The organism is Mesorhizobium sp. ES1-6 (assembly GCF_020164775.1).
GTDB lineage: Bacteria > Pseudomonadota > Alphaproteobacteria > Rhizobiales > Rhizobiaceae > Mesorhizobium.
Genome location: NZ_JAIUGU010000011.1, coordinates 84,833 through 108,886 on the forward strand (window position 1 = coordinate 84,833; position 24,054 = coordinate 108,886).

Annotated in this window: 34 protein-coding genes; 18 read left to right on the plus strand and 16 right to left on the minus strand. The window is 65.6% G+C overall.

Going from position 1 to position 24,054, the window contains the following annotated elements; translation table 11 throughout:
- Positions 1-78: 78 nt before the first annotated feature.
- The gene (locus LB564_RS23825) at positions 79-396 is read left to right on the plus strand and encodes a hypothetical protein (protein ID WP_224541442.1); all 318 of its coding nucleotides are present in this window, start codon (positions 79-81) and stop codon (positions 394-396) included.
- 100 nt (positions 397-496) lie between these two features.
- On the opposite strand, the gene LB564_RS23830 is transcribed toward LB564_RS23825, so the two are convergent.
- The 3 genes from LB564_RS23830 to LB564_RS23840 all read right to left on the minus strand — a co-directional run bounded on the left by LB564_RS23830 (position 497) and on the right by LB564_RS23840 (position 2,048).
- A complete protein-coding gene (locus tag LB564_RS23830) occupies positions 497-1,090 on the minus strand; it encodes a DUF6456 domain-containing protein (protein ID WP_224541444.1) in 594 nt (197 codons plus the stop codon).
- 66 nt (positions 1,091-1,156) lie between these two features.
- Entirely contained in the window at positions 1,157-1,462 is a 306-nt protein-coding gene (locus tag LB564_RS23835; protein WP_224541445.1) for a hypothetical protein, read from the minus strand.
- Positions 1,383-2,048, minus strand: coding sequence for a YdaU family protein (locus LB564_RS23840; protein ID WP_224541447.1), 666 nt, complete (start codon positions 2,046-2,048; stop codon positions 1,383-1,385). The genes LB564_RS23835 and LB564_RS23840 overlap by 80 nt, the downstream gene beginning before the upstream one ends.
- A 92-nt stretch (positions 2,049-2,140) precedes the next feature.
- Here LB564_RS23840 and LB564_RS23845 point away from each other — a divergent pair, with 92 nt between their 5' ends.
- Together LB564_RS23845 and LB564_RS23850 are read left to right on the plus strand one after the other, a co-directional pair.
- Complete coding sequence (locus tag LB564_RS23845; RefSeq protein WP_224541449.1) at positions 2,141-2,422, plus strand: DUF982 domain-containing protein; 282 nt, start codon at positions 2,141-2,143, stop codon at positions 2,420-2,422.
- 108 nt (positions 2,423-2,530) lie between these two features.
- A complete protein-coding gene (locus tag LB564_RS23850) occupies positions 2,531-2,839 on the plus strand; it encodes a DUF982 domain-containing protein (protein WP_411910205.1) in 309 nt (102 codons plus the stop codon).
- Positions 2,840-3,062: 223 nt separating this feature from the next.
- Here LB564_RS23850 and LB564_RS23855 read toward each other — a convergent pair whose 3' ends face one another.
- Positions 3,063-3,689, minus strand: a complete 627-nt coding sequence (locus LB564_RS23855; RefSeq protein WP_224541450.1) for a GcrA cell cycle regulator — start codon at positions 3,687-3,689, stop codon at positions 3,063-3,065.
- A gap of 177 nt (positions 3,690-3,866) precedes the next feature.
- On the opposite strand from LB564_RS23855, the gene LB564_RS23860 reads away from it, so the two are divergent.
- The 4 genes from LB564_RS23860 (at position 3,867) to LB564_RS23875 (ending at position 5,632) form a co-directional block, all read left to right on the plus strand.
- The gene (locus LB564_RS23860) at positions 3,867-4,181 is read left to right on the plus strand and encodes a hypothetical protein (RefSeq protein ID WP_224541453.1); all 315 of its coding nucleotides are present in this window, start codon (positions 3,867-3,869) and stop codon (positions 4,179-4,181) included.
- 75 nt (positions 4,182-4,256) lie between these two features.
- The gene (locus tag LB564_RS23865) at positions 4,257-4,952 is read left to right on the plus strand and encodes an XRE family transcriptional regulator (protein WP_181173797.1); all 696 of its coding nucleotides are present in this window, start codon (positions 4,257-4,259) and stop codon (positions 4,950-4,952) included.
- Between the two features lie 81 nt (positions 4,953-5,033).
- On the plus strand, positions 5,034-5,324 hold the full coding sequence (locus LB564_RS23870; RefSeq protein ID WP_224541455.1) for a type II toxin-antitoxin system ParD family antitoxin: 291 nt from the start codon (positions 5,034-5,036) through the stop codon (positions 5,322-5,324).
- Positions 5,321-5,632: a type II toxin-antitoxin system RelE/ParE family toxin gene (locus tag LB564_RS23875; RefSeq protein WP_224541457.1), complete on the plus strand. Its 312-nt coding sequence runs from the start codon at positions 5,321-5,323 to the stop codon at positions 5,630-5,632. Before LB564_RS23870 ends, LB564_RS23875 begins: the two co-directional genes overlap by 4 nt.
- 20 nt (positions 5,633-5,652) lie before the next feature.
- On the opposite strand, the gene LB564_RS23880 is transcribed toward LB564_RS23875, so the two are convergent.
- Positions 5,653-5,955, minus strand: coding sequence for a hypothetical protein (locus LB564_RS23880; RefSeq protein ID WP_140709106.1), 303 nt, complete (start codon positions 5,953-5,955; stop codon positions 5,653-5,655).
- 180 nt (positions 5,956-6,135) lie between these two features.
- Between LB564_RS23880 and LB564_RS23885 the strand changes: the two genes are divergently transcribed.
- The gene (locus LB564_RS23885; protein ID WP_224541461.1) at positions 6,136-6,498 is read left to right on the plus strand and encodes a hypothetical protein; all 363 of its coding nucleotides are present in this window, start codon (positions 6,136-6,138) and stop codon (positions 6,496-6,498) included.
- On the opposite strand, the gene LB564_RS23890 is transcribed toward LB564_RS23885, so the two are convergent.
- A complete protein-coding gene (locus LB564_RS23890) occupies positions 6,462-6,794 on the minus strand; it encodes a hypothetical protein (RefSeq protein WP_224541463.1) in 333 nt (110 codons plus the stop codon). The genes LB564_RS23885 and LB564_RS23890 overlap by 37 nt on opposite strands.
- Before the next feature lie 260 nt (positions 6,795-7,054).
- On the opposite strand from LB564_RS23890, the gene LB564_RS23895 reads away from it, so the two are divergent.
- A complete protein-coding gene (locus LB564_RS23895; protein ID WP_224541465.1) occupies positions 7,055-7,633 on the plus strand; it encodes a flagellar basal body-associated protein FliL in 579 nt (192 codons plus the stop codon).
- A 42-nt stretch (positions 7,634-7,675) separates the two neighbouring features.
- On the opposite strand, the gene LB564_RS23900 is transcribed toward LB564_RS23895, so the two are convergent.
- From LB564_RS23900 to LB564_RS23910, 3 genes are all read right to left on the minus strand, one after another.
- On the minus strand, positions 7,676-8,692 hold the full coding sequence (locus tag LB564_RS23900) for an ABC transporter permease (protein ID WP_224541467.1): 1,017 nt from the start codon (positions 8,690-8,692) through the stop codon (positions 7,676-7,678).
- Entirely contained in the window at positions 8,689-10,269 is a 1,581-nt protein-coding gene (locus LB564_RS23905) for a sugar ABC transporter ATP-binding protein (RefSeq protein WP_224541468.1), read from the minus strand. The genes LB564_RS23900 and LB564_RS23905 overlap by 4 nt, the downstream gene beginning before the upstream one ends.
- Positions 10,270-10,381: 112 nt before the next feature.
- Positions 10,382-11,329, minus strand: a complete 948-nt coding sequence (locus tag LB564_RS23910) for a substrate-binding domain-containing protein (RefSeq protein ID WP_140708915.1) — start codon at positions 11,327-11,329, stop codon at positions 10,382-10,384.
- A gap of 330 nt (positions 11,330-11,659) precedes the next feature.
- Between LB564_RS23910 and LB564_RS23915 the strand changes: the two genes are divergently transcribed.
- From LB564_RS23915 to LB564_RS23925, 3 genes are all read left to right on the plus strand, one after another.
- Positions 11,660-11,848: a type II toxin-antitoxin system HicA family toxin gene (locus LB564_RS23915; protein ID WP_140708917.1), complete on the plus strand. Its 189-nt coding sequence runs from the start codon at positions 11,660-11,662 to the stop codon at positions 11,846-11,848.
- 5 nt (positions 11,849-11,853) lie between these two features.
- Positions 11,854-12,255 (plus strand): type II toxin-antitoxin system HicB family antitoxin, encoded by a 402-nt coding sequence (locus tag LB564_RS23920; RefSeq protein ID WP_140708920.1) that lies wholly within the window; start codon positions 11,854-11,856, stop codon positions 12,253-12,255.
- A gap of 63 nt (positions 12,256-12,318) precedes the next feature.
- Positions 12,319-13,020: a RibD family protein gene (locus LB564_RS23925; protein ID WP_224541471.1), complete on the plus strand. Its 702-nt coding sequence runs from the start codon at positions 12,319-12,321 to the stop codon at positions 13,018-13,020.
- Positions 13,021-13,278: 258 nt separating this feature from the next.
- Here the strand turns inward: LB564_RS23925 and LB564_RS23930 are convergent, their stop codons facing one another.
- Positions 13,279-14,163 (minus strand): SDR family oxidoreductase, encoded by an 885-nt coding sequence (locus LB564_RS23930; protein WP_224541473.1) that lies wholly within the window; start codon positions 14,161-14,163, stop codon positions 13,279-13,281.
- A gap of 99 nt (positions 14,164-14,262) precedes the next feature.
- Between LB564_RS23930 and LB564_RS23935 the strand changes: the two genes are divergently transcribed.
- Positions 14,263-15,117, plus strand: a complete 855-nt coding sequence (locus tag LB564_RS23935; RefSeq protein ID WP_224541475.1) for a helix-turn-helix transcriptional regulator — start codon at positions 14,263-14,265, stop codon at positions 15,115-15,117.
- 3 nt (positions 15,118-15,120) lie between these two features.
- On the opposite strand, the gene LB564_RS23940 is transcribed toward LB564_RS23935, so the two are convergent.
- Genes LB564_RS23940 through LB564_RS23950 form a run of 3 tightly spaced genes read right to left on the minus strand, consistent with a single transcriptional unit; the run spans position 15,121 to position 17,632 of the window.
- Positions 15,121-15,567, minus strand: coding sequence for an SRPBCC family protein (locus LB564_RS23940; protein ID WP_224541477.1), 447 nt, complete (start codon positions 15,565-15,567; stop codon positions 15,121-15,123).
- An 11-nt stretch (positions 15,568-15,578) separates the two neighbouring features.
- The gene (locus tag LB564_RS23945) at positions 15,579-16,352 is read right to left on the minus strand and encodes an IclR family transcriptional regulator (RefSeq protein ID WP_224541479.1); all 774 of its coding nucleotides are present in this window, start codon (positions 16,350-16,352) and stop codon (positions 15,579-15,581) included.
- A 50-nt stretch (positions 16,353-16,402) separates the two neighbouring features.
- Entirely contained in the window at positions 16,403-17,632 is a 1,230-nt protein-coding gene (locus tag LB564_RS23950) for an adenosylhomocysteinase (protein ID WP_224541481.1), read from the minus strand.
- Between the two features lie 167 nt (positions 17,633-17,799).
- Here LB564_RS23950 and LB564_RS23955 point away from each other — a divergent pair, with 167 nt between their 5' ends.
- Positions 17,800-19,179 (plus strand): sodium:solute symporter, encoded by a 1,380-nt coding sequence (locus tag LB564_RS23955; protein ID WP_224541482.1) that lies wholly within the window; start codon positions 17,800-17,802, stop codon positions 19,177-19,179.
- An 80-nt stretch (positions 19,180-19,259) separates the two neighbouring features.
- Complete coding sequence (locus tag LB564_RS23960) at positions 19,260-19,703, plus strand: cytidine deaminase (RefSeq protein WP_224541484.1); 444 nt, start codon at positions 19,260-19,262, stop codon at positions 19,701-19,703.
- A gap of 59 nt (positions 19,704-19,762) precedes the next feature.
- Here the strand turns inward: LB564_RS23960 and LB564_RS23965 are convergent, their stop codons facing one another.
- The gene (locus LB564_RS23965; RefSeq protein WP_140708937.1) at positions 19,763-20,059 is read right to left on the minus strand and encodes a DUF1236 domain-containing protein; all 297 of its coding nucleotides are present in this window, start codon (positions 20,057-20,059) and stop codon (positions 19,763-19,765) included.
- Positions 20,060-20,505: 446 nt separating this feature from the next.
- Here LB564_RS23965 and LB564_RS23970 point away from each other — a divergent pair, with 446 nt between their 5' ends.
- Together LB564_RS23970 and LB564_RS23975 are read left to right on the plus strand one after the other, a co-directional pair.
- The gene (locus LB564_RS23970) at positions 20,506-20,703 is read left to right on the plus strand and encodes a hypothetical protein (RefSeq protein WP_140708938.1); all 198 of its coding nucleotides are present in this window, start codon (positions 20,506-20,508) and stop codon (positions 20,701-20,703) included.
- Positions 20,704-20,948: 245 nt separating this feature from the next.
- Positions 20,949-21,176 (plus strand): polymerase, encoded by a 228-nt coding sequence (locus LB564_RS23975; RefSeq protein WP_140708940.1) that lies wholly within the window; start codon positions 20,949-20,951, stop codon positions 21,174-21,176.
- 65 nt (positions 21,177-21,241) lie between these two features.
- On the opposite strand, the gene LB564_RS23980 is transcribed toward LB564_RS23975, so the two are convergent.
- Positions 21,242-21,481, minus strand: a complete 240-nt coding sequence (locus tag LB564_RS23980; RefSeq protein WP_140708944.1) for a hypothetical protein — start codon at positions 21,479-21,481, stop codon at positions 21,242-21,244.
- 264 nt (positions 21,482-21,745) lie between these two features.
- On the opposite strand from LB564_RS23980, the gene LB564_RS23985 reads away from it, so the two are divergent.
- A complete protein-coding gene (locus LB564_RS23985; RefSeq protein ID WP_224541486.1) occupies positions 21,746-21,967 on the plus strand; it encodes a hypothetical protein in 222 nt (73 codons plus the stop codon).
- Positions 21,968-22,044: 77 nt separating this feature from the next.
- Here the strand turns inward: LB564_RS23985 and LB564_RS23990 are convergent, their stop codons facing one another.
- Complete coding sequence (locus LB564_RS23990) at positions 22,045-23,958, minus strand: diguanylate cyclase (protein WP_224541488.1); 1,914 nt, start codon at positions 23,956-23,958, stop codon at positions 22,045-22,047.
- Positions 23,959-24,054 lie beyond the last annotated feature (96 nt).

Genomic DNA, 24,054 nt, shown 5'->3' on the forward strand with positions numbered 1-24,054 from the left:
CCATCGATTCGCCAATTTTTATGGGAACAGGGCCGCCGCCGCGACGTTTATTAGACATACCTTAAGGAGGAGGTTGTCATGAAAAAGCTCTTGCTCGCATCCGTGATCGCGGTCGCCTCGGCGGTGTCGGTGATCGCCCCCGCAAATGCCGCCAGCATCACGCTTGGCATCGGGAACGGCTATGATGACGATTACTACGTTCCCAGACATCGCGACTATTACCGCCATTATTCCGACGACGGCTCCTATTACGGCCGCCGTCACTACCGCTACAGCGACGACGGCTACCGCCCGCGCTATTACGGCATGCACCATCGCCGCTGCCACACCGAACTGGTGAAGCACTGGCGCCATCACCACCGCGTCATCGAAAGAGTGCGCGTCTGCCGCTTTTGAGCTTGGGATTGATCCGGCCGGCATCAGCCGGCCGGATCAAACATGACCACTTCAGACCGGAATGCACCGGCGCTACGCTGGCATCGCCGGCTGGGTGGCCTCACCGCCCCATCATCATCCCATAATGCACCGCCAGCAGGTCCAGCCCGAGCTTCAGCAGCTTCGTCACCACGTCGCGGCCTTCGCCATCCTGCTCGGCCACGGTCTTCACCGGCTGTTCCAGGCACACAATCTTCTGAACGACCGCCGCCACGTCCCAATGCCCGAGCGCCCGTGTCGCGGCGGCGTGGGCGCGGCCAGCGTTGAGCACGCTGTCGGCGATGCCGCCGCCAATGCGGCCGCCGTCGACGCGCTCGGTCCAGCGCATCGGCTTGATGTCGGCCTGCTGGCTGCACCGGAAGTGCTCGCGGTAGCGCAGGCCGGCCTCGCGCTGCTGGCGCGACAGCGAGGTGATGCCGACGAGCGGATCGACATTGCGCACCCGCACGATGCCGCCGGTGGAGGTGTGGCCGTCATTCGACACTTCGTAGACGCGCCGCGCCTCGGCCGTGCCCGATGTCAGCCGCTTGCGGCCGAAGGCGTCGTTTCTCAGCGCGAAATCATGCCCGACCTCGCGGCGGATGCGCACCTGCTCGGCCTCGCCCTTCGGCAGTTTCGGCGCCTGCGGCTTGGCGGGTCTGGCTTTTTTGGGCATGGGGTGGCTCCTCTCGGGTTTGGGGTGTGACGTTTTTGTTGGAAGGGCTGGCGGAGACGGAGATGATCATCCCGTCAACTGTTTTGCCGCCGCTTGCCCACTCCGCCGCGCCAGCAATTCGCGCATCACCTTCCGCTCGCGCACTTCGATGCAGAGCTGCGCGCTCGAAGGGCAGAACTGGGCGTTGCCGCTCCTCACCTCGCCGCGCACGAAGCGCTGAATGGCGGCCTGCAGATCACCCAGTTCGGCATCCCTGACGGCGCCGAGATAGCCGCGCATCTGCATCTCGACGTCAGTCAGCGCGGATTGCGGGAAGCAGGAGAAGAGTGCCGCCAGCGCCTTCGTCGCCTGCTGCAGTTCGGCCGTGGTCATGTGCGCGGAGCTCCTCGATGATGGTGTTGGCGGCGTCGCCATGGGTTCTCGGCCTGATCCAGCCCGGTGGTTTTCTGGGCCGGCCCGGGCCGTGCGAGCGCGAAGCACCCTCACCGCTTTCCCGCATCGAAATCCCCACGCTTTCGCGCGCCCCGCGCGCTGAAAAAGCGGAAGCTTTTTCCATCTGTTTTCTGGTGTCTGGAGAATGCCGCGCCAAAACATCGGCATTTGCCGTGACATGCGCCTTTGTTTTCAAGGCGGTAGCGGCCCCGCCACGCGCGCCGGCGGCCGCCCTCGCCTCGCTCTTGAGCAGCGCCTTGCGCAGCTCCTTGGTCAGCCTCTTGTGGCCGACCTGGCCGCCCTCGCGCTCGAAGAAGGCCAACAGATCGGCGCTGATCGCCCGCCATCGTTTCAAGGGCAGGCGCGCCACGCGCGCCAGCCTGGCCTCGTCGTCGGGCAGGCTCCCGCCGGCATTCCACATTGCCATCAAAAGCAGCATGTAGGCGCCGATCTGCTCGGTCGAGAGCTGCAGCGTGTCGCCGACGAAATCGGAGACGTAGAGCTGCATGAAGGGGCGTTCGCTCATGCCGCGCTCCACGCCGTGCTTGCGCTCGCGCTCATGGAACCAGTCCCCGGCCCGGACGTTGTGACGCGTCCAAACCAAGGAGAGGACCGCCGATGACGGCCTTCATGCCGGTGACCCTGCGCTTTTGCGACAACAAGACCATGCTGGTCGGCTCGGTGGCCGACGCGGCGACGGCGCTTCATCAGCAATGGCCCGACAAGACCGCACCGGGCTATCTCGAGGCCGCACGGCTCGTCCGGCTCGCCGTCGAGGGCACGTGCTGTCCGCGCCCCGCCTTCGGGGCCTTCCGCGAGGCGGCCAGACAGCAGGGCATATTGGTGAGCAGGCCACGCAGCCGCGCGCATGATTGGCTCGACGCCGCGGCCGGCCCCTGAGGCGGGCGCGGCGGCGATGCAACCGCCTGCCGGCCTCGTGCGTTTATGAGCGTCGGCTTGAAAGCCGCGCGCTCTGACGACAGACCGAAGGTGAACGCCGTGGGTACGATGAAAACCGGAGTGCCGCTCAAAGTGTGCCTGGACGGGCATGTCGAGGAAATCGAGACCGTCAGCGACGCCGCCGATTTCCTGCAGCGTTGGCCGATCGAGAGGCGCGGTCACGTCTACCGCAGCGCCCTCAACGCCTGCAGCGCGGCCATCGCCGCGCAGATCTCGCAATCCGACGCGATAAAGGTCTTCACCGGCTTCGCCCGCGTTACCGGCATCCTGGTTGCCGGAGGCGGCCCTGGGGTTGCGCTGGAGGCAAGGACGGTGCAGAGCCGCCTGCCCAAGCAAGGCCGGCAGATGCCGAAATAGCGTTGCCGCGCGATAGCGGTTCAAGGCAATTCTCCCAATATTTCGCGGAGCGTCCTTCTCCCCATGAACGGGGAGCATGCCCGGTAGGGCAATGACGGCAGAACAAGCGTTTCCACAGGTTGGCGTCCGCTGAAGCTCCAATTCCGTCATGTCGGCGCTGCCCCTCATCCGCATGCCGGCACCTTCTCCCGTATAGAGACGGGGAGAAGGCAAGCTCTCATTTTCAGACCCGGCGTTGAAAGCGCGCCTGATGGTAGGTGCAGTAGCTTTTCATCCCCTTTGTGCGCATGCCGCAGCACAGCATCTCCTGGCCGGGCCGTCCGCCGGGCGCATCATTTTGAGGATCGTTCTCCAGCGTCAGGTCGAGCGGCGCGCGGCAGCGGTTGAACAGACAGTCGATGAAGCGCATGGCCACGCCATGCGGCTGCCGGCCGATGGGAGCGCGCGGCCGTGCCGGCACCTTGAAACGATAGGTTTGCCCGTCGGCGACCAGCAGCCCTGCCTCGCGCTGGAAAAGCCGTGGCCGGGCCGGCGAAGGATCCCGCTTGAGCTGTGTGGCCGGTTTGCGCGCCGCCGCTGGTGGGGCCGGAGCCGGTGTCTTGGCCGCGGCGTTGCGTTCCGCCGTGGCGGCGTGGCGCGCAGCCACGGCCACCGCTGCCGGCAGGCCCTTGCCATTGGCAAAGCCGATCGCGCCCAGCATGGCGTTGCGGTGGACGATGCCGATAATGGCGTTGCGCGATACGGGCGAGCCACGCTGCTGGCTGAACACGGCCGCGAGGCGCGAGGCCGAGAGCCCGTCCTTCAGCCAGGCGGCGATGGCCTGCAATTCACTGTCGCTGTAGCTTGCCATGTCCGTCTCCATTGCGCGGCCAGCGGCCGCCGCGCACGGCGCCTTCAGGCAAGCGTCGGGGTTTGCCCACAGCCGCCATGGGCGCCGTCGGCCGTGGTCCGGCCTGTCGGCCGGTGGGATTTTGCCTGTGGAAAGGCCTGCTCTTAGCCCGGCCAGCCGACGGGCACGGCAAGCGCCATGTCCCTGTCGGGAGCGGAAATCGCCCTGCCCGTCGCCGGCTCGTTCACGACGACGGTCCGCGTGCCGATCAGGGAACAACCCATGGCCGGGTCGAATGGGGGGCCGGAGCCGCGGGGAGCGGCGGCTCCGGCCGTTCCGGCCGCCGCTGACGGGCGGACCGGACGCGAGGCCGATGCGTCAAGGCAATCGGCTTCGCGCTTCGCCCCGGCCGGGGAGGAGGCGGCCGGGTCGGAAGGGAAAGGGCAGACCGGCAAGGCCGGGCTGGAGGCGCTGTCGACTCTGAGGAGGGGGTTGAGCTTTTGCATGGGCTGATATAAGCATAACTCAAAAACTGATGCAAGCCATTCTTTCATGGACGAAAGCAGGACTTGTCGATCACATGAGGCCATGGTGAAAACGCAACTGTCGATCAGGGTCGGAGCCGCGATCCGCCAGGCCCGCAAGCAGCGCGGCCTGGTCATGCGCCACATCGCCGAGCACAACGACACCGATGTCGCCGCCGTCGGCAATTGGGAAACCGGGCGCAACCTGCCCAAGACCGAGAACCTGTTGAAGACCGCCGCCTTCCTGCGCGTCGACCCCGTGGCGCTCGGCCAGGGGCAGGTCGTCTTCCTCGACGACGCCGGGCCGGTGGCCGACGCCGAGATCGTCACCGATGCCGGCCCACTGCCGGCCGGCGCCATGGATATTCCGGTGCTGGGCGCCGCCGTCGGCGGCGATGACGGCGACTTCACCTTCAACGGCGAGCCGGCGGGATATGTCCAGCGTCCGCCAGGCGTGCGCAACCTGCCGAAAGTGTTCGCGCTGCATGTGCTCTCGGATTCCATGGTGCCGCGCTATGAACCCGGCGACATGATCTATTGCGGCGGCCGCGACGCGGTGCCGGGCGACCATGTGGTGATCGAGACCTTTCCCGAAGAGAACGAGAAGAACGGCAAGGCCTTCATCAAGAAACTGGTCCGGCGCACCGCGGGCGAGCTGGTGGTCGAACAATACAATCCGCCCAGGACGCTGACCTTCAACCGCTACGCCATCAAGCAGGTCTGGCGTGTCATCCCGCTGAAGGAACTGCTGGGGTATTAGCGGCCCATGGTGCACCATCCCACCTAGCGGCTGCTCCCACAAAAGCGTATGATTAAGTCACACGCCACTCAGGAAACGACAATGCGCAGCACCCAGCCCCTGACCATTACCTTGCCGCTCGAAATGGCGCGGATGGTGAAGGAGAAGGTTTCATCGGGCGAGTACGCCACCGAAAGCGAAGTTATTCGCGATGGCCTGAGAACTCTCGCGGCGCGCGACGCGGCGGTCGATCGCTGGTTGCGGGAAGAGGTCGCACCGACGATGGACGCGCTCCATAAGGATCCTTCCCTCGTTGCACCTCTCGAGGAGGTGCGCAAACGGCTGCATGGGCGCATTGACGCCCTCGTGGGCAAGCCGTCGCGCCAAGGATGACGTACAGGGTCGTCTTCAGCAAGGCCGCGGAGGACGACCTGACGGATTTGTTGTCCTACCTGGTTCCTCAGGCAGGCGAGCGGATTGCGCGAACCTATGTCGATCGCCTGATCGACTATTGCGCGGAATTTGACGTGTTTCCCGAACGCGGCACACGCCACGACGACATCAGACCGGGCCTACGTACCGTCGGCTATCACCGGCGAGCCACGATCGCATTCAGTGTCAGGGACAAGACCGTGACGATCCTGCGTGTCTTTCATGGGGGACGAGACGTCATTCTCTCCGATGAAGACGACGTCCGCTGACAGCTACCAGCCGGCGCTCCTCAAGCCCGCCTCGCCCCTTCCAGCGGCACGTCCCGGTCGCTCAGCATGCGCGCTTCGTTGCGCACGCGCTGGCGCTCGTCGATGAAGGCGGCCTGGATGGAGATCGCCGTGCCTGGCAGCCCGTCGGCGCGGCAGGCCGAGCACACGATCCTGCCCGACAAGGCGGCCAGCGGCGTGTTGCCGTTCACCCCGAAGCGCTTCAGCTGATCGGGCCGCCACCACCTGTTGCGGCCGCAATCGGCGCACTCGACCGCCAGCGAGGCGACCTGCGCGATCACTGCTTCCCTGCCTGGCAACGCCATCATCCCCTGTCCTTTTGTTTCTGATTTGTTCCTATCTTCCCGTGTTTTGAAGCGGGAGTCGAGTCGCGGTTTTCAAACACCTCCAAAAGTCTCTCTTTTATGTCTGTTTGAGTTATGCTTATATAATTCTTGCAAATGTGAGTCGGCGCGGAATTGCACGCGCCCGATCCGGGAGCAAGAATGGATGCCGCCGATTTCGCCCGCGCCTGCGGTTATACCGGCGACAGTCCAGTATTGCTGGAGGCCTTCGATGCGATCCGCCGCAACGGCATCGCGCAGGCCCGTCTCGACCATTTCAGCCGCAAGGCCGTCATCGACGAGCTGAAACAGTCGGAGCCATTGTTCCTGGCCGCGATCGGCCCGGCGCTGTCGGCGCACGAAGCCGTCGAGGAGGCCACCCGCTTCATCGCCGGCTGGCGCAACATGCCGCGCTGGCGCCAGGAACGGCGCCTGCCCGATCTCGCCAGGGCAAGGCGGCAGCTTCTCATGGCCCGCTTCTTCCGCCGCTACGGCCATCGCCTGTGGGCGCTCGAAGCGGCCTGAGTCGAGCACGTCGAGCACATTGGCGCTCTGGCCGAAATCGGCCTGGTCGAGCGTGTCGCGCGAATATTGCCGCACGATGTCGCCGAGGAACCCCAGGCCGCGTAATAGGCGAAGAACGGCAGCAGTGCGATGGTGATCATGCGCACCAGCCGCGAGCCGCGCCTGTCGGCATCGCCAGCCTGCTTGCCGGCGGCCGCGGCCTTGCCCGTGCCGCGCTGCGCGGCCAGCACATTGGGCAGGTCCGGCCGCAACACATGGAACATCGCCACCGTCACCACCAGTTGCGCCAGCGCCACCAGGGTGCTGCGGCCAGAACCGCCGCAGCAGCGAAAAACTCAAGCTGATCGGCCTGATGATGTCGGCAACCATGAGCACCCCTCATGACGCCACCCGCCCCGGCCTGTCCAGACTAGCAAGGCGCCGATGTTTTGCAGCCGGGCCGGGAACCGTCCGCGCATCCGCTGCTCGCGACCATGCCGCCGCGCATGACGGCGGCCCTCTTTCCGTCGGAATGATGCGCTGATTGATGCCTCGAAAAGCGCTGGAAGGACCCGCCATGAAACGCCTTGTTCTTGTAGCCGCCTGGATGATGGCACTCGCTTTGTCCGCCCATGCCGCCGGCGACACCCCATCGGGGCTTGCCGACGCCACCGTGCTGATCGTGCGCCATGGCGAGAAGCCCGACAGCGGCACCGGCCTGTCGCCGGCGGGCGAGGCCCGTGCGCAGGCCTATGTCGCCTATTTCCAACCCTTCATGCTCGACGGCACGCCGGTCCGGCCCGATATGCTGGTGGCGAGCGCCGATTCCAAAAACAGCGCGCGTGAACGGCTGACGCTGACGCCGCTCGCGCAAGCCCTGAAATTGCCGATCGACCAGCGCTTCGCCGACAAGGACGTCAAGGGCCTCGTCGCCGCGCTGGCCAGCGAAACGCACGGCAAGTCGATCCTGATCGCCTGGCATCACGGCCAGTTGAGCAAGTTGATCAAGGCCTTCGGCGTCTACCCCAACGCGCTGCTGCCGAACGGCAAATGGCCGCGCGATGTCTTCAACTGGGTGGTGGTGCTGCGCTTCGACCATGCCGGACAGTTGGTGCCGGCTTCGGCACGGATCATCGAGGAGAAGTTGCCGGGTTGAAATGATTTCCGGCTGATGCGAGGCACCCCCAGACCTTGCGACCTACCGCCTCACCCTTGACTTCAGCCACCGGTCGAACGCCACCGCCAGGATCAGGATCAGCCCGATGACGATGCTTTGCGTGTAGGACGAGACGTTGTTGAACTGCAGCCCGTTCTGCAGCACGCCGATCAGCGCAGCCCCCACCACCGTGCCGCCGACCGAGCCGATGCCGCCGAACAGCGAGGTGCCGCCGATGACGACGGCGGAGATCACCGTCAGCTCGTAGCCGATGCCAGCGACCGCCTCGGAGGAATTCAGCCGCGCCGACAACACGAAGGCGGCGAGCCCGGCGAAGAAGCCGACGATGACATAGACCGAGACCAGAATGCGGTCGACGCGCAGGCCAGACAGCCGCGCGGCTTCCGCATTGCCGCCGACGGCGTAGACGGCGCGGCCATAGCGCGTGTAGCGCAGCACGATGTGGCACAATATGGCGGCGAAGGCGAAGATCAGCGCCGGCACGGGCACCGGGCCGATCAGGCCGGTGCCGAACCAGCGCATCGAGGCGTCGAAGCCCGAGATCGGGCCGCCATTGGAGATGGTCAGCGTCAGCCCGCGAAATACCGTCAGCCCACCCAGCGTGACGACGAAGGGCGGCACTTTCAGCCTTGTGATGGCGAGCCCCTGGACGCCGCCGGCGAGCGCACCGACCACGACGGCCGCCAGCAGTGCCGCGAACCAGCCAAAACCCTGCGTGCCCGACGTCGACAGCGACAGCGTGTTGGCGGTGCCGCCCTTGGCCACGACCGCCGCCACCATGCCGCAGAAGGCGAGCAGCGAGCCTACCGAGAGATCGATGCCGGCGGTGAGGATGACGAAGGTCATGCCGAGCGCGATCAGCCCGGTGATCGAGATCTGGCGCGTGATGTTGAACAGGTTGATCGGGTCGATGAAGCTCGGCTTCAGCACGGTGAAGACGACGACCAGCGCCGCCAGGAACAGCAGCGGCCCGAAACTCATCAAAAGCTTTGCGAGCGTCGCGCCGCCGCGCTGGTTCTGGTCCTCGGCGATGCTCATCGTGCCTGCCCCTCCGCATCCTGTAGCGGCGTTTCCCGCCTGTCGAGCGCCATCAGTTCCATCAGTTTTTCCTCGTTTGCCTCGACGCCCGGCATCTCGCCGGTGATGCGGCCCCTGCGCATGGTGACGATGCGGTCCGACACCGCCAGCACTTCGGGCAGTTCGGACGAGATCATCATCACCGCTATGCCGCGCGCCGCCAGTTGCACCAGGATCTGGTGGACCTCCGCCTTGGCGCCGACATCGACGCCGCGCGTCGGCTCGTCGACGATCAGCACTTTTGGATCGCGCGCCAGCCAGCGCGCCAGGATCACCTTCTGCTGGTTGCCGCCCGACAGGCCCTCGATCGCCTGCTCGGCCGACGCCATGCGGATCGACAACATCTTCCTGAAACCCGACAGCGCGTCGCGCTCGCGCCGCTCGGCCATGAACCCGAAACCGGTGCTGAAGCGGCCGAGCGAGGCGACGGAGAAATTCGGCAGGATGCCGAGCGCGGCGAAGATCGCCTGGTGCTTGCGGTCCTCCGGCACCAGGCCGATGCCGAGCTTGATGGCGTCGGCCGGCGAAGCAGGCGCGATCGGCTTGCCGTCGAGCGTGATCGTTCCCGCCGCGATCCGGTCGGCACCGAAAATGGCACGCGCAAGCTCCGTGCGGCCCGAGCCGACGAGACCGGCAACGCCGAGGATTTCGCCCGCCTTGAGGTCGATGTCGACGCCGTCGAGCACGATGGCATGCGGCGCCTCGGGGTCGCGCATGGTGCGCAGGCCACGCACCGAAAGCACCACATCGCCGGCCACCGCGCGCTGAGCGGGCCTGGCGTAAAGTTCGGAGGCGGCGCGGCCGACCATCTTTTCGATGATGGCGGGCAGCTTGATCGGCCCGCCCTGACGGTCGAGATGCCCCGCCAGCCGGCCGTCGCGCAGCACCGTCATGCGGTCGCAAATGGCGGATGCCTCCTCCAGCCGGTGGGTGACGAACATGATCGCGACATGGTCCTTGCGCAGTCGGTCCATGATCGACAGCAACCGCTGCACCTCGGTCTCTGTCAATGCCGAGGTCGGCTCGTCCATGATGATCAGCCGGCTTTTGAGCGACAGCGCGCGCGCGATCTCGACCAGCTGCTGTTCGGCCACCGACAGCGCCGAGACCGGCGTCAACGGGTCGATGGTGAGGCCGACGCGGGCGATGATGGCGCGGGATTCCTGCTCCATCCTGCGCCAGCTCACCAGGCCGAGCGGCCCGGTCGGCGCACGGCCGATGAAGATGTTCTCCGCCACCGTCAGCGTCGGGATCAGGCTGAGTTCCTGGTAGATGGTGACGATGCCGAGCCGCTTGGCGTCCTGCGGGCTGGACGGCGTGTATTCGGCGCCGTCGAAAATGATGCGGCCGCTGGAGGGTGGCATGACGCCCGACAGGATCTTGAGCAATGTTGACTTACCGGCGCCGTTCTCGCCGAGCAGGCCGAGGATTTCGCCAGAGCGGACATCGAGCGAGACGTCGCTGAGCGCGGTGACGCCGGCGAAATGCTTGGTGACGCCTTCGACGGCAAGCAGGACGGGTGCGGCTTCAGCTGGCAAGGGTTGTTTCCTTAGTGGAGTTCATCCGGGCTCCGTCAGCGCTTGAACGCCCCCCTCTGTCCTGCCCGGCAGGGCAGAGGGGGCGATGCCCCGCCTGCCTTGCCAATCAGCCCTACTTCGTCTCGCTCAACCTCTCGGCCTTGTCCAAATTATCCTTGCCGATGACGATGGGCGTCAACAGCACCAGCTTCTCCTTCGGCTCGGTCTTGTCCTTGGCATAGGCGACCGCGATCTGCACGGCGGTGCGCGACTGCTTGCCCGGGAACTGTTCGACCGTGCCGGCGAGCTTGCCGTCGCGCACGGCAACCAGCGCTTCCGGCAGCGCGTCGAAGCCGTAGATCTTGACGTCGGTGAAGTTGCGCGCCGCGCAAGCTTCGAGCGCGCCGAGCGCCATGTCGTCATTGGCGCAGATGATGGCGTCCGGCTTGCCGTTGGCGGCAAGGCCGGCTTCCGTCACCGACAACGCCTCGGCGCGGGCGAAGTTGGCGGTCTGCTCATAGATGATCTGGTATTTGTCCTTCACTGGATCGAGCACATTGTGCACGCCCTTGTTGCGGTCGATCGCGGGACCCGCGCCAGGCTGGCCCTGCAGGTGGAACAGCTTGGCGCCATTGGGGAATGCCGCCACCACGGCCTGCGCCTCGGCCTCGCCGCCCTTGACGTTGTCGGCGCCGACATGGGCGAGGATGCCTTCCACGCCGTCGACGCGGCGGTCGATCGTCACCACGGGAACGCCGGCCTTGACCGCTTCCTCGATCGCCGGCGCCAGCGCGTTGACGTCGAGCGGCGAGATCACGATGGCGTTGACCTTCTGCACCAGGGCCGCCTCGATGTCGGCGGTCTGCTTGGTGGCCGAATTCTGGCCGTCGCTCTCGGTCAAATTGACGCCTTGCGCCTGCGCTTCGGCCTTGATCTCGTTCAGCATGTGCACGAAGAACGGAAAGCCCAGACTGGGCACAGAGCCGAGAATGGTGAGCTTGTCCTCGGCGAAAGCCGAGCGTGCGGCCAGCATCATGGCGCCCGCGGCCACGGACGTCATCAGGAATTCACGTCTGTTCATTGGGTTCCTCCTCCACGAAAGCGCACGGCCCCTAAAAACCGGGACCGGTTTCAAGGAAGGATCGCGCGCCGGTTAAAGTGTTGGAGCATCCTCCTTGCGCCAAGAACGCATGCCGCTCCAGCTGACCGCCGCCTAAATTCCTCCGATCGGCGTCAACAAGAGGATGCTAACCCAGGGTCAACCATTTGTGCAACATCGATATAACAGAGCTGGTCAGCTAATTGTCGGAATTGTCGGAACTTTGGATCGCGGGCATGCTGCTTCTTCGAGGGGCACGGATCCCTTCCACATTTTTATTGAAAGGCCGGCTGCCGATGTGTATAAATACACATGACTAGTGCTGAAATCATCCGCCTGTTGCAAGCTGACGGTTGGTTCGAGGTAGCCCGAAAGGGTAGCCATGCGCAATTCAAACACCGCGGCAAGCCAGGACGTGTCACCGTTCCCCATCCCAAGCGGGATATCCCGATAGGCACCCTGCGCGGCATCGAAAAGCAATCTGGACTGAAACTGAGGTGACGGACATGAAGCAGTATATCGGACTTATCCACAAGGATGCCGACAGCGACTTCGGCGTGTCTTTCCCCGATTTCCCAGGCGTGATTACCGCCGGCAAGGATCTGGATGACGCCCGGTCCATGGCCGAAGAGGCCCTTGCCCTCCATATCGAAGGGCTGGTCGAGGATGGCGATGCCATTCCGGAGCCTTCCAGTCTTGAAGCTGTGATGACAGACGCCGACAATCGTGACGGCGTGGCAATCCTGGTCGCGGCAAGGACCGGGGCCAGGAAGGCGGTGCGTATCAACGTGACGCTGCCGGACGACGTTCTCCAGCGGATCGATGCCTTCGCGGAAGCCCATGGCTATACGCGATCCGGCTTTCTGGCGAAGGCGGCGGAGAAGGTGATGGCGCTTGAAACGGCCTAGCCCCGTCACACCCAGACACGGCACAAGGCCTGAATTATGGAATCCTATCCCCGGAGAAGTCCCATGAAGCCGCACATCATCTGCCATATGCTTGCCTCGCTCGACGGCAGCCTTCATCCGAGCCGCTATAGCGAAAGCCCCGATGGCAGCCGGGCCGAGTGGTCGGGCCTCTATGAACAGATCCACGACGACCTCGAAGGCGACGCCTGGATCGTCGGCCGCGTCACCATGGCGGAGATGAGCAAGGCCGCCGCGCATCCGCCGGCGCATGTCGGCAAGGTCGAGCGGCCGCATCATTTCGCGCAACGCGACGCGGGCAGCTATGCCGTGGCGCCCGACGCCTCGGCCAAGCTGCACTTTTCCAAGCCCGACATCGGCGGCGATCATGTCGTGGTGCTGCTCGGGCAGGATGTCGAGGACAGCCATCTGGCCGAGCTCGCCGCCGACGGCGTGTCCTACATCGTCTCGCAAACATCAGACATCGATCTCGCCGCCATGCTCGACGTGCTTGCCCGCGAACTCGGCATCCGCCGCCTGCTGCTCGAAGGCGGCGCCGGCATCAACGGATCCTTCCTGGCGGCGGGGCTGGTCGATGAACTCAGCCTCCTCATTGCCCCCGCCCTCGATGCGCGGGCGGCGAACCAGGGCTTTGTCGAGTTCGGCGAGGCCGGGCTTGCGGGCAAGGTGCGGCTGTCGCTTACGGACTGCAAATCCCTGGCGCATGGGGTGATCCACTTACGCTACGCCGTGAGCCCCGGAGCATGACCCCTCACCGCTTCGTCATCGACGGGCGGAGCAAGGAGCGTAGCGACGCGGCGCAGACCCCTGGAGCTGCTCTGCAGCCCAAGGGATCCATGCCGGGACTCCTCAGCGCCGCAACGGTCCGGAATTCTGCACCGCTGCGCCCGCGTTCGAGGTCACGGAATGGATCCCAGGGTCTCCGCCACGGAGCTGCGCTCCTGCTTCGCCCTGGGATGACGAACGTGGGGAGGCTCAGCTAGCCCTCGAACGTTGCCACGCGCCTCAGTATCGCATGGCATCCAGATCGGCGATCAGCGTCGGGCCGGTCGGGCGCCAGCCGAGCCGTGCCTGGGTCAGCGCGCTGGAGGCGGGCAGGTCCATCGGGGCAAACAGCGCCATCCAGCCGAAATGCTCCGCCGCCTTTTCCGGCGCGATCGAAACGACCGGCAGGTTCAGGCCTCGGCCGAGCGCCTCGGCGATGGCGCGCACCTCGACGCCTTCCTCGCCGACAGCGTGATAGCGCGCGCCGGGCTGCCGCTTTTCCACCGCAAGCCGGTAGAGCCGTGCCGCGTCGAGCACATGGCCGGCCGAATAGCGGTTGCGGCCTTCGCCGACATAGGCCGAGACGCCCTTCTGCCGCGCGATCTCGATGAGCGGCGAGATGAGGCCTTGCTTCCTCGTGTCGTGGACCTGCGGCAGGCGCATCACCGACAGGTTGATGCCCGCCTCCAGCAACGCATTGCCGGCGAGTTCCGAGGCGATGCGGGGGTTCTGGTGGCCAGGATTGAAGACATCCTCGACCGCCAGTTCGCCATGTCCGGGGCTGCCCATGCCGACGCCCGAGGTGATCACCAATGGCCGGTCGGAGCCGGCGAGTGCCTCGCCGAGCGCGGCGATGACGCGGCTGTCCTTTTCGCAGTTCTCGGCGAACCGCGAAAAATCATGATCGAAGGCGGTGTGGATCACGGCTTCCGCCTTGGCCGCGCCGTCGCGCAGGCCTTTCGGATCCTCGAGGGTCCCGCGATACACCTCGGCGCCCGCGGCCGCCAGCGCCTCGGCCCCGGCATCGGAGCGGGTGACGCCGACCACCTGATGGCCGGCCTGAAGAAGTTCGGCAACGATGGCCGAACCGATGAAACCGGTCGCGCCGGTGAGAAAGATACGCATGCAAATCTCCTGCGGTTGCCTGCGCAATATCGCTGGTCTATTATTCCATTAAAGTAGTGACCTTATCATGGTATAATCTTTAACAGGATGGCCAACAGGATGCCCAACAGCTCTCCCGGTTCGCTCGCCGCATTCCTGAAAGACCGGCGCACCCGGCTCGACCCCTCGTCCTTCGGCTTTTCCGGGCGCAGGCGCACGCCGGGGCTGCGCCGCGAAGAGGTCGCCCAGCGCGCCAACATCAGCCCGACCTGGTACACATGGCTTGAACAGGGACGCGGCGGCGCGCCTTCGGCCGATGTGTTGAACCGGATCGCCAAGGGGCTGCTTTTGACCGAGGCCGAGCGCGAACATCTCTTCATGCTCGGCCTCGGGCGCCCGCCCGAGGTTCGCTACGTCGGTGCCGACGGCGTCAGCCCGAGGCTGCAGCGCCTCATCGATACGCTCGAGGCAAGCCCCGCCTTGATCAAGACGGCGACTTGGGATGTCGTTGCCTGGAACAGCGCCGCGCAAGTGGTGATGACCGACTACAGCACCTTGCCCCACGGCCAGCGCAACATACTGCGCTTCATGTTCCTGAGCCCGACCATCCGCGCCAAGCAGCACGACTGGGAAAACCTCGCCCGCTTCGTGGTCGGCGCGTTCCGGGCCGACGCGGCGCGCGCCGGCGCGGTGTCCGAGGTCGCCCAGCTCGTCGACGAATTGTGCGGCGCCAGCGCGGAATTCGCCGCGCTCTGGCGGGAAAACGACGTGCTCGCCCATGGCGACGGGACCAAGCGCCTGAAGCATCCCGTGCTTGGCGACATCGAGCTCGAATATTCGGCCTTCGCGGTCGATGGCCGGCCGGATTTGAGCCTGACCGTTTACAATCCGGTGGACAGTGCGGTCGCTGATCGCATCCGCGACCTCGCCCGCCGCCGCAAAGAGCAAGATGCCTCCGAGCCCGTCGCTGTGTAGCCCTTAAGGGCGCTCGCACACCGCCTTCAGGATTTGCAAGGTCGGCCCCCAGTAGAGATTGGCATGCGGGCGGATCGACGGCTCGGCGAAGCCGCTCAGCGTCAGGGTCAGCAGGGTTCCGCCATGCGCCGGCGCAAGAGCGAAGCCGACCACCGTGTGGTTCTTGGGCATATCAGCCAGCCGCGAGGCCGAGAGCGTGCTCCAATAGCTGTAGGCGAAGCTCTTCGCCGGCTCGTACGCCCGGACGGTGCCGTGGTTTTCGAACGGCATGCCATGCAGCACGCCGCGGATCACGATCGCGCCGCCGGCATGCGCCTCGAGGCTGACATCCAGTTCTTCGTCGGACATCCATTGCGCGATCAGTGCCGGCATCGTCAGCACCCGCCAGACCTTGGCCGGGTCGGTATCGATGGCGATAGCCTTGACGATCGGCGCGGCAGGATCGGTCACGGCGCCGCGCTTCAGGCAGAAGGTTCGGGCGCCAGCACCAGGGCGATCCCGTGCGCCGCCTGCGCGGCATGGCGGCGCACGGTGGCGAGGTCGACCACGCTGTAGCTGGTCGCCACATAGGGCACGGTGAGAGCCGCGACCGAATGGCCGAACGGCCCGATGACCGGAAAGGCCAGGTCGATGACGCCAGGCTGCAGCCCGTCCGCCACCTCCTCATGGCCGGCGTCGCGGATGCGGACGAGCGCGTCGCGCACTTCGCTATTTTTTTCGTCAGCGATACCAGCGGCTTGCAGCCATTGATTGATTCTATCCTGCGGCTGGAACGCCATCAGCGTACGGCCGGTCGCGGTGCCGAACAGCGGAAACTCGGCGCCGACGCGAACCCGGAAGCCGAACGCGGCCGGGCTTTCCACCTGCGCCAGGATCAGCACCCTGCCGGCATTGTGGACACCGAGATTGCAGGATTGCTGGATGGCGTCCGACAGCCGCCGCATCGACGGCAGCGCCGCCTGGACGAGACCGCGCAGCGGCTCGTGCCGGTGCGCCAGCTCGAACAGGCGCGGCGACAGGAAATAGAGCCCGGCCGGCCGGTCGCGGAAGATGTAGCCGCGCCGCTCCAGCGCCTGCAGCACGCGGTAGATCTGGTGGATCGAGCGTCCGACCGCCTCGGAAATCTGGCCCTGGTTCAGCCCGTCCTTCTGCTCGGCCAGCAGTTCGATGATATCGAACGCCTTTTCCAGGGCCGGAACCGAATAGTCCGGCGCTTCCGCGGTCTTGCCAGCCATGCCCACAATCCTTCAGGCGTCAGACGGAGAGAATCATGGGGCTACCATAGCTACAAGGCGGCCCCCATCGAAGCCGTCATCAGCCGGGCGATGCGGCGGTTGATATCGTCGGGCACCGGCTGCGCGCCCGCGGCAAGGTCCTTCCCGCTCACCACCCGCTCCAGCGACAGCGCCTGCAGCATGAAGCCGATATCCATGGACTCGATCGAATTGCCCTTCGGCTCGACGCCGGCAAGGTTGAACATGCGTCCCTCGGCGACGAGGATGACATGCCGCCCATTGGCGAGGTCCAGCCGCCGCAGCGTGCCGTCCAGGTCGGTGGTCGCGGTGGTCATGGCACCGAGACCCTCGGTGTCGATCTCCCAGGGAAAATGCCCGGAATTGGCCAGCACCGCGCCGTCCCGCATTTGGGCAATCGCTTCCGCCGGCAGCACGCCGGCGCGGCCGGTGGCGGTGATGAACACCTCCGCCCATGGCGCAAGGTCGGCGAGCGGCGCCACGCGGTAGCCGTCGAGGGCGGCCTCCAGCGCCTTGATCTCGTCGACCTCGACGATGGCGACGCGTCCGCCCAGCGCGCGCAGATATTGCGCGATGCCGCGCCCGCACCAGCCATAGCCGACGACGCAGAAGCGGCGGCCGGGGATCATCAGATTGGTGATGCGCATGAAGCTTTCCACCACCGACTGGCCGACCGCGTGCTTGTTCTCGCCGATCGCCTTCAGCGGGCTGTCATTGATGACGATGGAGGGGAACGGCACCTTGCCGGAGAGTTCGCCGCGCAGCCGGTCGCCGCCCGACGTCGTCTCCTCGGTGCCGCCCAGGATCGACGCCGCCCTGCCCCGCTCGACGATGCCGGCGGCAAGGTCGGCACCATTGTCGAGCAGCATGTCGGGCCTGGCATCCAGCACCCGCGCCAGATTGGCGTGATGGTCGGCGAGCGTGTCGGCGCGGCGGCCGAAGATGCCTATGCCCCGGCTTTGCAGGAAGGCGACGACATCGTCCTGCGTCGAACCGTGATTGCCGGTGCCGACGATCTCGGCGCCGCCCTCGGCCAGCACTTCGAGCAGCACGGCGGTCTTGGGTTCGACATGCAGCGACACGCCGATGCGCCGGCCGGCGAACGGCCTCGTGCGGCGGAACTCCTCGCGCAGCCCCGCCAGCAACGCCATGCGCGAACGGATCCAGGCGATGCGGGCGCGGCCGCGCTCGACCAGTTCGGCATCGGCCGCATTGGCATCAGCCGGACTGGTATTGGCCGAATTGGTAGGCGCTTGGGTCATTCGAAGTCTCCGATCACGGTCCAGATTCAGCGCTTGCAAAAAACTTTTTTGCATGTGACAAATCTTGCAGAGGGTCGTCAAGCCCCGCCAAGAGGGACAACGGACAGGACAGCACGCGCGCCAAGGAATCTGGCGCGCCATCGGCTTCGCATGTGAAGGGGTACAAAATGGGAAATCTGGATATTGCGGTCGTCGCCGTCTATCTCGTGGCGGTCACCGGCATCGGGCTCTACTTCGCCCGCTCGATCAGGACCGAGGAAGACTACATCGTCGCCGGCCGGCGCATGGGGCCGCTCTGGCTGACCATCTCGGCCTTCGCCTCCTGGACCGGGCTTGCCGGTCTGTTCGGCACGCCCGAAATGGTCGTCCGCTACGGCATAGCGGGTGCGTGGTGGTGGTACACCTTCCCGATCGGCCTGCTGCTGATGGGCATCTTCCTGGCGAAAATCGTACGCCAGCGCATGCATGTGACGACGCCCGACATCGTCGCGCAGGATTATCCGGGCTCGGTGCGCGTCGCCGCCTCGCTGGTGACGAGCTGGAACTATCTCGCCTGGGCGGCCGCGCAGGTGTTCGGCATCTCCATGGTGTTCACCCTGTTCTCGGGCATGGATCCCAGGACCGGCGCCATCGTCGCCTTCCTCGTCGTCATCGTCTACACCATGCTCGGCGGCTTCCTCGCCGTGGTGGCGACCGACGTATTGCAGGCCGTCATCTTCCTCGTCATCATCGGCGTCGTGGCGCCGCTCTACGTCATCTTCGGACCCGGCGTGCCGCGCATCTACGAGGCGACGAAGGACATTCCGGGCTTCTACAATCTGTTCGCCAACGTGCCGCCGGCGACGCTGTTCGTCTGGTTCCTGCTCCTGCCCGCCGGCTTTATCGACACGATCGGCTTCCAGCGCGTCTTTTCCGCCAACTCGCCGGACACCGCGCGCAAGGGCTTGATCAACGGCTTCGTCATCATGGCGATCTTCGGCGTCGTCCTCACCTTCCTCGGCGTCGCCGCCAAGGCGCTGCTGCCGGCCGGCGCCAACCCGGTCAACGCCATGCCCGACCTGATGGTGCAGCTACTGCCGCATGGCGTCATCGGCGTGCTGGTCGCAGCCTTCCTGGCGGTGGCGATGTCGACGGCGAGCACCACGCTGCTCATCACCGCCACCACGCTGCAGCGCGATGTGATCTCGCGCATGCGCCCCGGTGCCAGCGACAGGGAGAGGCTGTGGACCAGCCGCATCCTGCTGCTCGTGCTCGGCCTCGTGGCGCTGGTCGTGGCGCTCTCGGTGCCGGGCATCGTCACCATCCTGATGCTTGGTTTCTCGGTCTATGTGCCGGGCCTGCTCTTGCCGGTGCTGTCGGCCACCTTCGGCTGGCGCATTCCCTCCTGGTCGATGCTGACGACCATCGTACTGGGCGCCGGCTCGACCGCGATCCTGGTGCTGATGGGCGAGCCGGGCGGCATTCCCGCCTCGCTGATCGGCTTCCTGCTCTCGCTCGTCCCCTTCGTCGCCGGGCTCGTCACCCGGTCGCAACGGCAGCCGGCGTGACGGCGAAGATCAAGAAAAAGCAATGCGATAAAGCTTCATCCTAAATCAATTCGGGATGGAGCCCGGATACGGAGAGACCGATGCGCAAGACAAGCTTCGACCAACTTTCGAGCGCCGACCAGGCGCTCGTCACAGCGGCGGCGCAGGCCCGCGACAAGGCCTACACGCCCTACTCCAACCACAAGGTCGGCTCGGCCGTGCGCACCGCTTCGGGCCGGCTGTTTTCCGCCTGCAATGTCGAAATCGTCACCCTCCAGCAATCGGTGCATGCCGAGCGCAACGCGGTGATGCAGATGGCCGCGGCCGGCGAACGCCAGATCGAGGCCATCGTCTGCCACGGCCCCTATTCCGGCGTGCCGTGCGCCGAATGCAGGCAGGTGATCTGGGAGTTCTGTTGCGACGATCCCGAGGTCAGGATCATCGGCTCGACCCTCGATGGCGAGATCGAACTGATGACCATCGGTGAGATTTATCCGAGCCCTTACGGGCCGGGCACCAAGGGCATCGACCCGCGCAAATTCTGATTTCCGGGGAACGCCTGAGTAGCCGGCCCGCCACCGCTCCGGTGGCGGGCCAGGCGATGTTACTGGATGATCTTGATGATCTTGCGGGTGCTTGGATCCACGATCACGGTCCGGTCGTCGACGACGGTGTAGCGATACTTGACGTTGGGGACTTCGTGCAGCTCGACGGTGTCGGGCAACGCCGTGCCGACATTGAGTTCCACGCCGGGAACCTTGACCGAAGCCAGCGGCTGCTTATGCACGTACTCCTTGATCACCGTTTCCTGCTCGGGCTGGATGACGATGTCCTCGGCGGCGGCGGCGCCGACACCGCTGAGCAACAGGACCGCTGCCAGGGCGGCAAGATTCTTCTTCATGAGATCCTCCATCTGGAATTCGCACGGCACGGAATTGTCGCCGGGCTGGGAATCGAACTTCAGCCCGGGTCGAACGTTCCAGGGTCGGGCTTCGGTCCGGCATCACCCAGGACTTAAGGCCGATCAAGAAAGGCAATGGTCCTATCGGCGCCGCCGCCGGGAACAGCCACCTTTTGCGCTCGTTGTCGACTGCAAGTTCAGGCATTGGCGCAGCTCCGTCCCTTCCTGCGCCAATAGGGTTCGCTCGTTGCTTCCGGGTGGCGGGCGAACCCTGAATTCCGCCGCCGGGGCCAAGACGGCAGGAGATCGTGATGTTCAGCGACAAGGAAACCAAACTGATCGAGGCGGCGCTGTTGATGGCGGTCCCGCTATCGGCCCTGGTCGCCGTTTTGCTCGTCAGCTTTACGTTGAGCTGGTAGCTGCCTTCATTGCGGGAGGCTGAGGCGATGAGACGTCAGATCCGGTCACACAACCCCAACCTGACCACGCTGGCTGGCCGCCAGAGGAACGAGAACCGCGCCTTTCTCGCCGCCGAGCAAGGGGGCCGGTTCCGGCGTGCTTTCCGCCAGCCCGCCGATCGGGCCTTGTCTTCGTTGCGCAACCAACGCTCGCCCCTGCCCGTGGAAATCGCGGTCCGCTGGTGATGTTCTCATGGCGGGAAGCCCGGCCCGCTTTGGCGGAAGGTTCGGCACGTTGGCGAGCAGGCCGGGCTGTGCGCCGGCTACCCCGCTTGATGGAGGCTCGGCCGGTGCGCCGGCAGGTTGCGGCTTTATCGCCGCAGCTGCAATTGGGACTGAAGTCCCAACCGTCGGCGCATTGGTCCCATATGCCGAACATCGGCCGCCGATGCTCGTTGCGCTACCAGGCGGGCGATTTGGAGGACACGTAAATGCAACTTGGTGAGATCGTCGCCAACACCTTGGCCATCCTCTTGCTGGTCTGTTTCCTCGCCAGCACGTTCTTCCTTTTCGGCAAGCCATTGTGGCCGGAGCAGCATGCCCGCATGGTCATTATCGTGCCCGTCGACACGATGACGACGGCCTCGACCGGACGCGGTGACACACCTGTGCTGCCGGCCACCTTCGACGCCAGCCTGGCCCACCCAAGGCCGTCCTGACACCGCCAAGAGAGGCAGGCGTGACAAGAGAGGCGTGAGAAGACAGGCCCGTGAAGACACGGCGGCTAGTCGAGCTTCTGGATGCGCCCTTGGTCGAGACGGAACACGCCATCGTTACCGCCCTGGAGTTCGAAGTCGGTCTGCAGCTCGTCCCATATCCCGAGATACCTGCCGCACTCCGCGCAACTGATCCGGGTCGACGGTTGCGCATCGGCCGGGATGTTCAGGCGAATGGTGCCGCAGAACGGACACTCCAGTCGGTGATCGAGGTATTCGCCCTTGCGCGTCCGTAACAGCCTACTCACACCTTCCTCCTGGAATTTGGCGGAAGCAGGATGATGCTCCCAAGCGTCAGCGTGCCTGGAGTTGCGGACGGCTTGGGCAAAATACGCCTGTCGCCGTCGGGGTCAATAAACAATGACGTAGCCAAAACCTTCGCATTCCACGAAACGCGGCGGCTTCGGCAAGGCGGGGCCGACGCGCCCGTGCAGCTTGGCGATCCGCCCCGGAACCAAAACGACCGGCAGCGGTTTCCCACTCGAAGGGACCGCAACCACGGAAGCGGAGTAATGGAACTTCTGACCTTGGAACTGGCCACGGCGAGGCAGCGCCTCAACCGGGCGGAACTCGCCCTTGAGCGGGCAAACGCGATGCTGGACGAGGACTGTGGTGTCGGTATCAATCTGAGGCTTTGCGACAGGATAAGAACCGCGCAACAACGCGTCGGCGAAGCAAGAGCCCGCCTTGTAAAGCTCGATCCCGCCAGTACGGATTTAGATGGATCCGGCTGAAGCCGAGAGGCTTCGTCAGCCAGATCATCCTCGATCGAATTTTCCCCGCAACGCTTAGCCCTGCGGTACGGCGAGGCTCACGTCTTGCGAGAACCCGCCGAGCGTTGATCGCTGAGATGCGGACGCCAGCCATGCACCCGGTCGCGCCCGGCGGCCTTGGCGCCGTAGAGCGCCTCGTCGGCGCGCCGCAGCAGATCGGCAATCTCCATCGCGGCGGCGCCCGCCTCGAATGTGCCGACACCGATGCTGACGGTGACGATGCCTTTCTCGCTTCCGGCATGCGCCACGGCCAGGTCGCGCACCTTGCTCCTGAGCTTTTCGGCGATGACGAAGGCGCCCCGTGCGTCTGTCTCGGGCAGGATGAGCGCGAATTCCTCGCCGCCATAGCGGGCGGCGGCGTCCGCCGGCCGGCGGGCGGCCGCCTCGATGCAGCGGCTGACGGCGCGCAGGCATTCGTCGCCCGCCGGATGGCCGTAATGGTCGTTGAAACGCTTGAACCAGTCGACATCGATGATGAGCAGGCTGAGCGGCATCGCGTTGCGGCTGGCGCGGGCGAATTCGCGCGCCAGCGCTTCGTCGAAAGCGCGGCGCGTCAACAGTTCGGTCAGGCCGTCGCGATGCGCCAGAAGGTTCAGCTTCTCATTGGCGGCCATCAGTTCGGCCTCGACCTGCTTGGTCTCGGTAATGTCGGAAAACACGCTGAGGCTTCCGCCGTCGCCGGTCGGGCGGGTGCGCACGTCGAGCCAGCGTCCGTCGGCGAGCCGGATCTGGCGGTGGCTGACAAGCTTCTGCGCGGCCATGATGCCGGCGATCCATTCCTCGACGGCGCCAGGCGGTGTTGTTCCCTCGCCGCGCGCCGCCGAGGCGCGCAGTATGTCGCGGTAATCGGCGCCGGGCACCCTCAGTTCTGCCGTCTTCGGAAACATGGCGCTGTAGCGGGCGTTGCAGAGCACCATCTTGCCGTCCGGGTCGAACATCACCAGGCCATCGGCCATGTGCGTCAGCGCGTCTCCGAGCCTGGCCTGGCTTTCCGCCAGTTCGGTCTCCAGCTGCTTGCGCGCGGTGATGTCGCGATTGTGCGTGATCAGGCCGACCACGGCCCCGCTCCTGTCGCGAAACGGCGCCTTCAGGGTCGCCAGCCAGCCATCGGTGCCGTCCTCGTGATGAACACGCTGTTCGATGGTGGAGGAGGCGCCCGAGGCCAGCACGGCAAGCTCGTCCTCGCGAAATCCCCGCGCCGTTTCGCGCGGATAGAAATCGAAATCGGTCTTGCCGGTCAGCGCCTTGGCGTCGGGCGCATGCATCAGCGCGGCCGTTGCCGGATTGGCCGCGATGAAGCGCCCGTCGAGGTCCTTGACGTTGAGGCAATCGGGCAGCGTCTCCACCACCGCCTTGTAGATGCGCCGCGACTGCAGCGCTTCGAGACGGCGCCGCTCCTGGTAAAGCGTCAGCCCCGACAGTACCACCGAGACGAAGATGAGCAGGGAGGAAGGCAGCGCCACCTTCGGCAGGACCATTTGCAGCACATCCCGCGGCAGGACGCTGAGGCCAAGCAGCGACGCCGCCGCTGCCGCCGCGCCGAGGATCATGATGTCGATCATGGTGGGCCGGCGCCCCCGCAGGGCAAGGTTGCCGGCAATGCCGACCAGCATGGCGGCCGCGATCCCCACCGCGCCGGCGAAGGCGCCGATGCCGCCTTCGAAGGTTCGGAACGCGCCGGCCATGATCCCGGCGACGATGCCGGCCACAGGACCGCCGAAGAAGCCGGCAACGGCAATCATCGTCGCCCGGAGATCGGCGAGCACGCCCGGCTGCAACTGCATGGGCGTCAGCATCAGAATGATGGCGCCGACGCCCATCAGCAGGCCGAAGGCCGCCGCCTTTACGGCGGGCGCCCAGCGATCCAGCCACACATGGGTGTGGATCCAGACCGAAACGAACATCGCGACGACCGCCAGGTTGGCCAGCAATTCGGACCAGGGCGAACCCATTTTCTTACGCGTCCCCCTTCATTTTGCCTCTTGAAGGTGCATCCGGCGTTGGCGAAACCGCCCTTCTGATACGTCGGGCAAGACAACAAACCGTTA

What these genes read in the sequence shown, in the direction of transcription:
- LB564_RS23825 (WP_224541442.1), top strand. Translation starts at nt 79, where the DNA reads ATGAAAAAGCTCTTGCTCGCATCCGTGATCGCGGTCGCCTCGGCGGTG.
- LB564_RS23830 (WP_224541444.1), bottom strand. Translation starts at nt 1,090, where the DNA reads ATGCCCAAAAAAGCCAGACCCGCCAAGCCGCAGGCGCCGAAACTGCCG.
- LB564_RS23835 (WP_224541445.1), bottom strand. Translation starts at nt 1,462, where the DNA reads ATGACCACGGCCGAACTGCAGCAGGCGACGAAGGCGCTGGCGGCACTC.
- LB564_RS23840 (WP_224541447.1), bottom strand. Translation starts at nt 2,048, where the DNA reads ATGAGCGAACGCCCCTTCATGCAGCTCTACGTCTCCGATTTCGTCGGC.
- LB564_RS23845 (WP_224541449.1), top strand. Translation starts at nt 2,141, where the DNA reads ATGACGGCCTTCATGCCGGTGACCCTGCGCTTTTGCGACAACAAGACC.
- LB564_RS23850 (WP_411910205.1), top strand. Translation starts at nt 2,531, where the DNA reads ATGAAAACCGGAGTGCCGCTCAAAGTGTGCCTGGACGGGCATGTCGAG.
- LB564_RS23855 (WP_224541450.1), bottom strand. Translation starts at nt 3,689, where the DNA reads ATGGCAAGCTACAGCGACAGTGAATTGCAGGCCATCGCCGCCTGGCTG.
- LB564_RS23860 (WP_224541453.1), top strand. Translation starts at nt 3,867, where the DNA reads ATGTCCCTGTCGGGAGCGGAAATCGCCCTGCCCGTCGCCGGCTCGTTC.
- LB564_RS23865 (WP_181173797.1), top strand. Translation starts at nt 4,257, where the DNA reads ATGGTGAAAACGCAACTGTCGATCAGGGTCGGAGCCGCGATCCGCCAG.
- LB564_RS23870 (WP_224541455.1), top strand. Translation starts at nt 5,034, where the DNA reads ATGCGCAGCACCCAGCCCCTGACCATTACCTTGCCGCTCGAAATGGCG.
- LB564_RS23875 (WP_224541457.1), top strand. Translation starts at nt 5,321, where the DNA reads ATGACGTACAGGGTCGTCTTCAGCAAGGCCGCGGAGGACGACCTGACG.
- LB564_RS23880 (WP_140709106.1), bottom strand. Translation starts at nt 5,955, where the DNA reads ATGGCGTTGCCAGGCAGGGAAGCAGTGATCGCGCAGGTCGCCTCGCTG.
- LB564_RS23885 (WP_224541461.1), top strand. Translation starts at nt 6,136, where the DNA reads ATGGATGCCGCCGATTTCGCCCGCGCCTGCGGTTATACCGGCGACAGT.
- LB564_RS23895 (WP_224541465.1), top strand. Translation starts at nt 7,055, where the DNA reads ATGAAACGCCTTGTTCTTGTAGCCGCCTGGATGATGGCACTCGCTTTG.
- LB564_RS23900 (WP_224541467.1), bottom strand. Translation starts at nt 8,692, where the DNA reads ATGAGCATCGCCGAGGACCAGAACCAGCGCGGCGGCGCGACGCTCGCA.
- LB564_RS23910 (WP_140708915.1), bottom strand. Translation starts at nt 11,329, where the DNA reads ATGAACAGACGTGAATTCCTGATGACGTCCGTGGCCGCGGGCGCCATG.
- LB564_RS23915 (WP_140708917.1), top strand. Translation starts at nt 11,660, where the DNA reads ATGACTAGTGCTGAAATCATCCGCCTGTTGCAAGCTGACGGTTGGTTC.
- LB564_RS23920 (WP_140708920.1), top strand. Translation starts at nt 11,854, where the DNA reads ATGAAGCAGTATATCGGACTTATCCACAAGGATGCCGACAGCGACTTC.
- LB564_RS23925 (WP_224541471.1), top strand. Translation starts at nt 12,319, where the DNA reads ATGAAGCCGCACATCATCTGCCATATGCTTGCCTCGCTCGACGGCAGC.
- LB564_RS23930 (WP_224541473.1), bottom strand. Translation starts at nt 14,163, where the DNA reads ATGCGTATCTTTCTCACCGGCGCGACCGGTTTCATCGGTTCGGCCATC.
- LB564_RS23935 (WP_224541475.1), top strand. Translation starts at nt 14,263, where the DNA reads ATGCCCAACAGCTCTCCCGGTTCGCTCGCCGCATTCCTGAAAGACCGG.
- LB564_RS23945 (WP_224541479.1), bottom strand. Translation starts at nt 16,352, where the DNA reads ATGGCTGGCAAGACCGCGGAAGCGCCGGACTATTCGGTTCCGGCCCTG.
- LB564_RS23950 (WP_224541481.1), bottom strand. Translation starts at nt 17,632, where the DNA reads ATGACCCAAGCGCCTACCAATTCGGCCAATACCAGTCCGGCTGATGCC.
- LB564_RS23955 (WP_224541482.1), top strand. Translation starts at nt 17,800, where the DNA reads ATGGGAAATCTGGATATTGCGGTCGTCGCCGTCTATCTCGTGGCGGTC.
- LB564_RS23960 (WP_224541484.1), top strand. Translation starts at nt 19,260, where the DNA reads ATGCGCAAGACAAGCTTCGACCAACTTTCGAGCGCCGACCAGGCGCTC.
- LB564_RS23965 (WP_140708937.1), bottom strand. Translation starts at nt 20,059, where the DNA reads ATGAAGAAGAATCTTGCCGCCCTGGCAGCGGTCCTGTTGCTCAGCGGT.
- LB564_RS23970 (WP_140708938.1), top strand. Translation starts at nt 20,506, where the DNA reads ATGAGACGTCAGATCCGGTCACACAACCCCAACCTGACCACGCTGGCT.
- LB564_RS23975 (WP_140708940.1), top strand. Translation starts at nt 20,949, where the DNA reads ATGCAACTTGGTGAGATCGTCGCCAACACCTTGGCCATCCTCTTGCTG.
- LB564_RS23985 (WP_224541486.1), top strand. Translation starts at nt 21,746, where the DNA reads ATGGAACTTCTGACCTTGGAACTGGCCACGGCGAGGCAGCGCCTCAAC.
- LB564_RS23990 (WP_224541488.1), bottom strand. Translation starts at nt 23,958, where the DNA reads ATGGGTTCGCCCTGGTCCGAATTGCTGGCCAACCTGGCGGTCGTCGCG.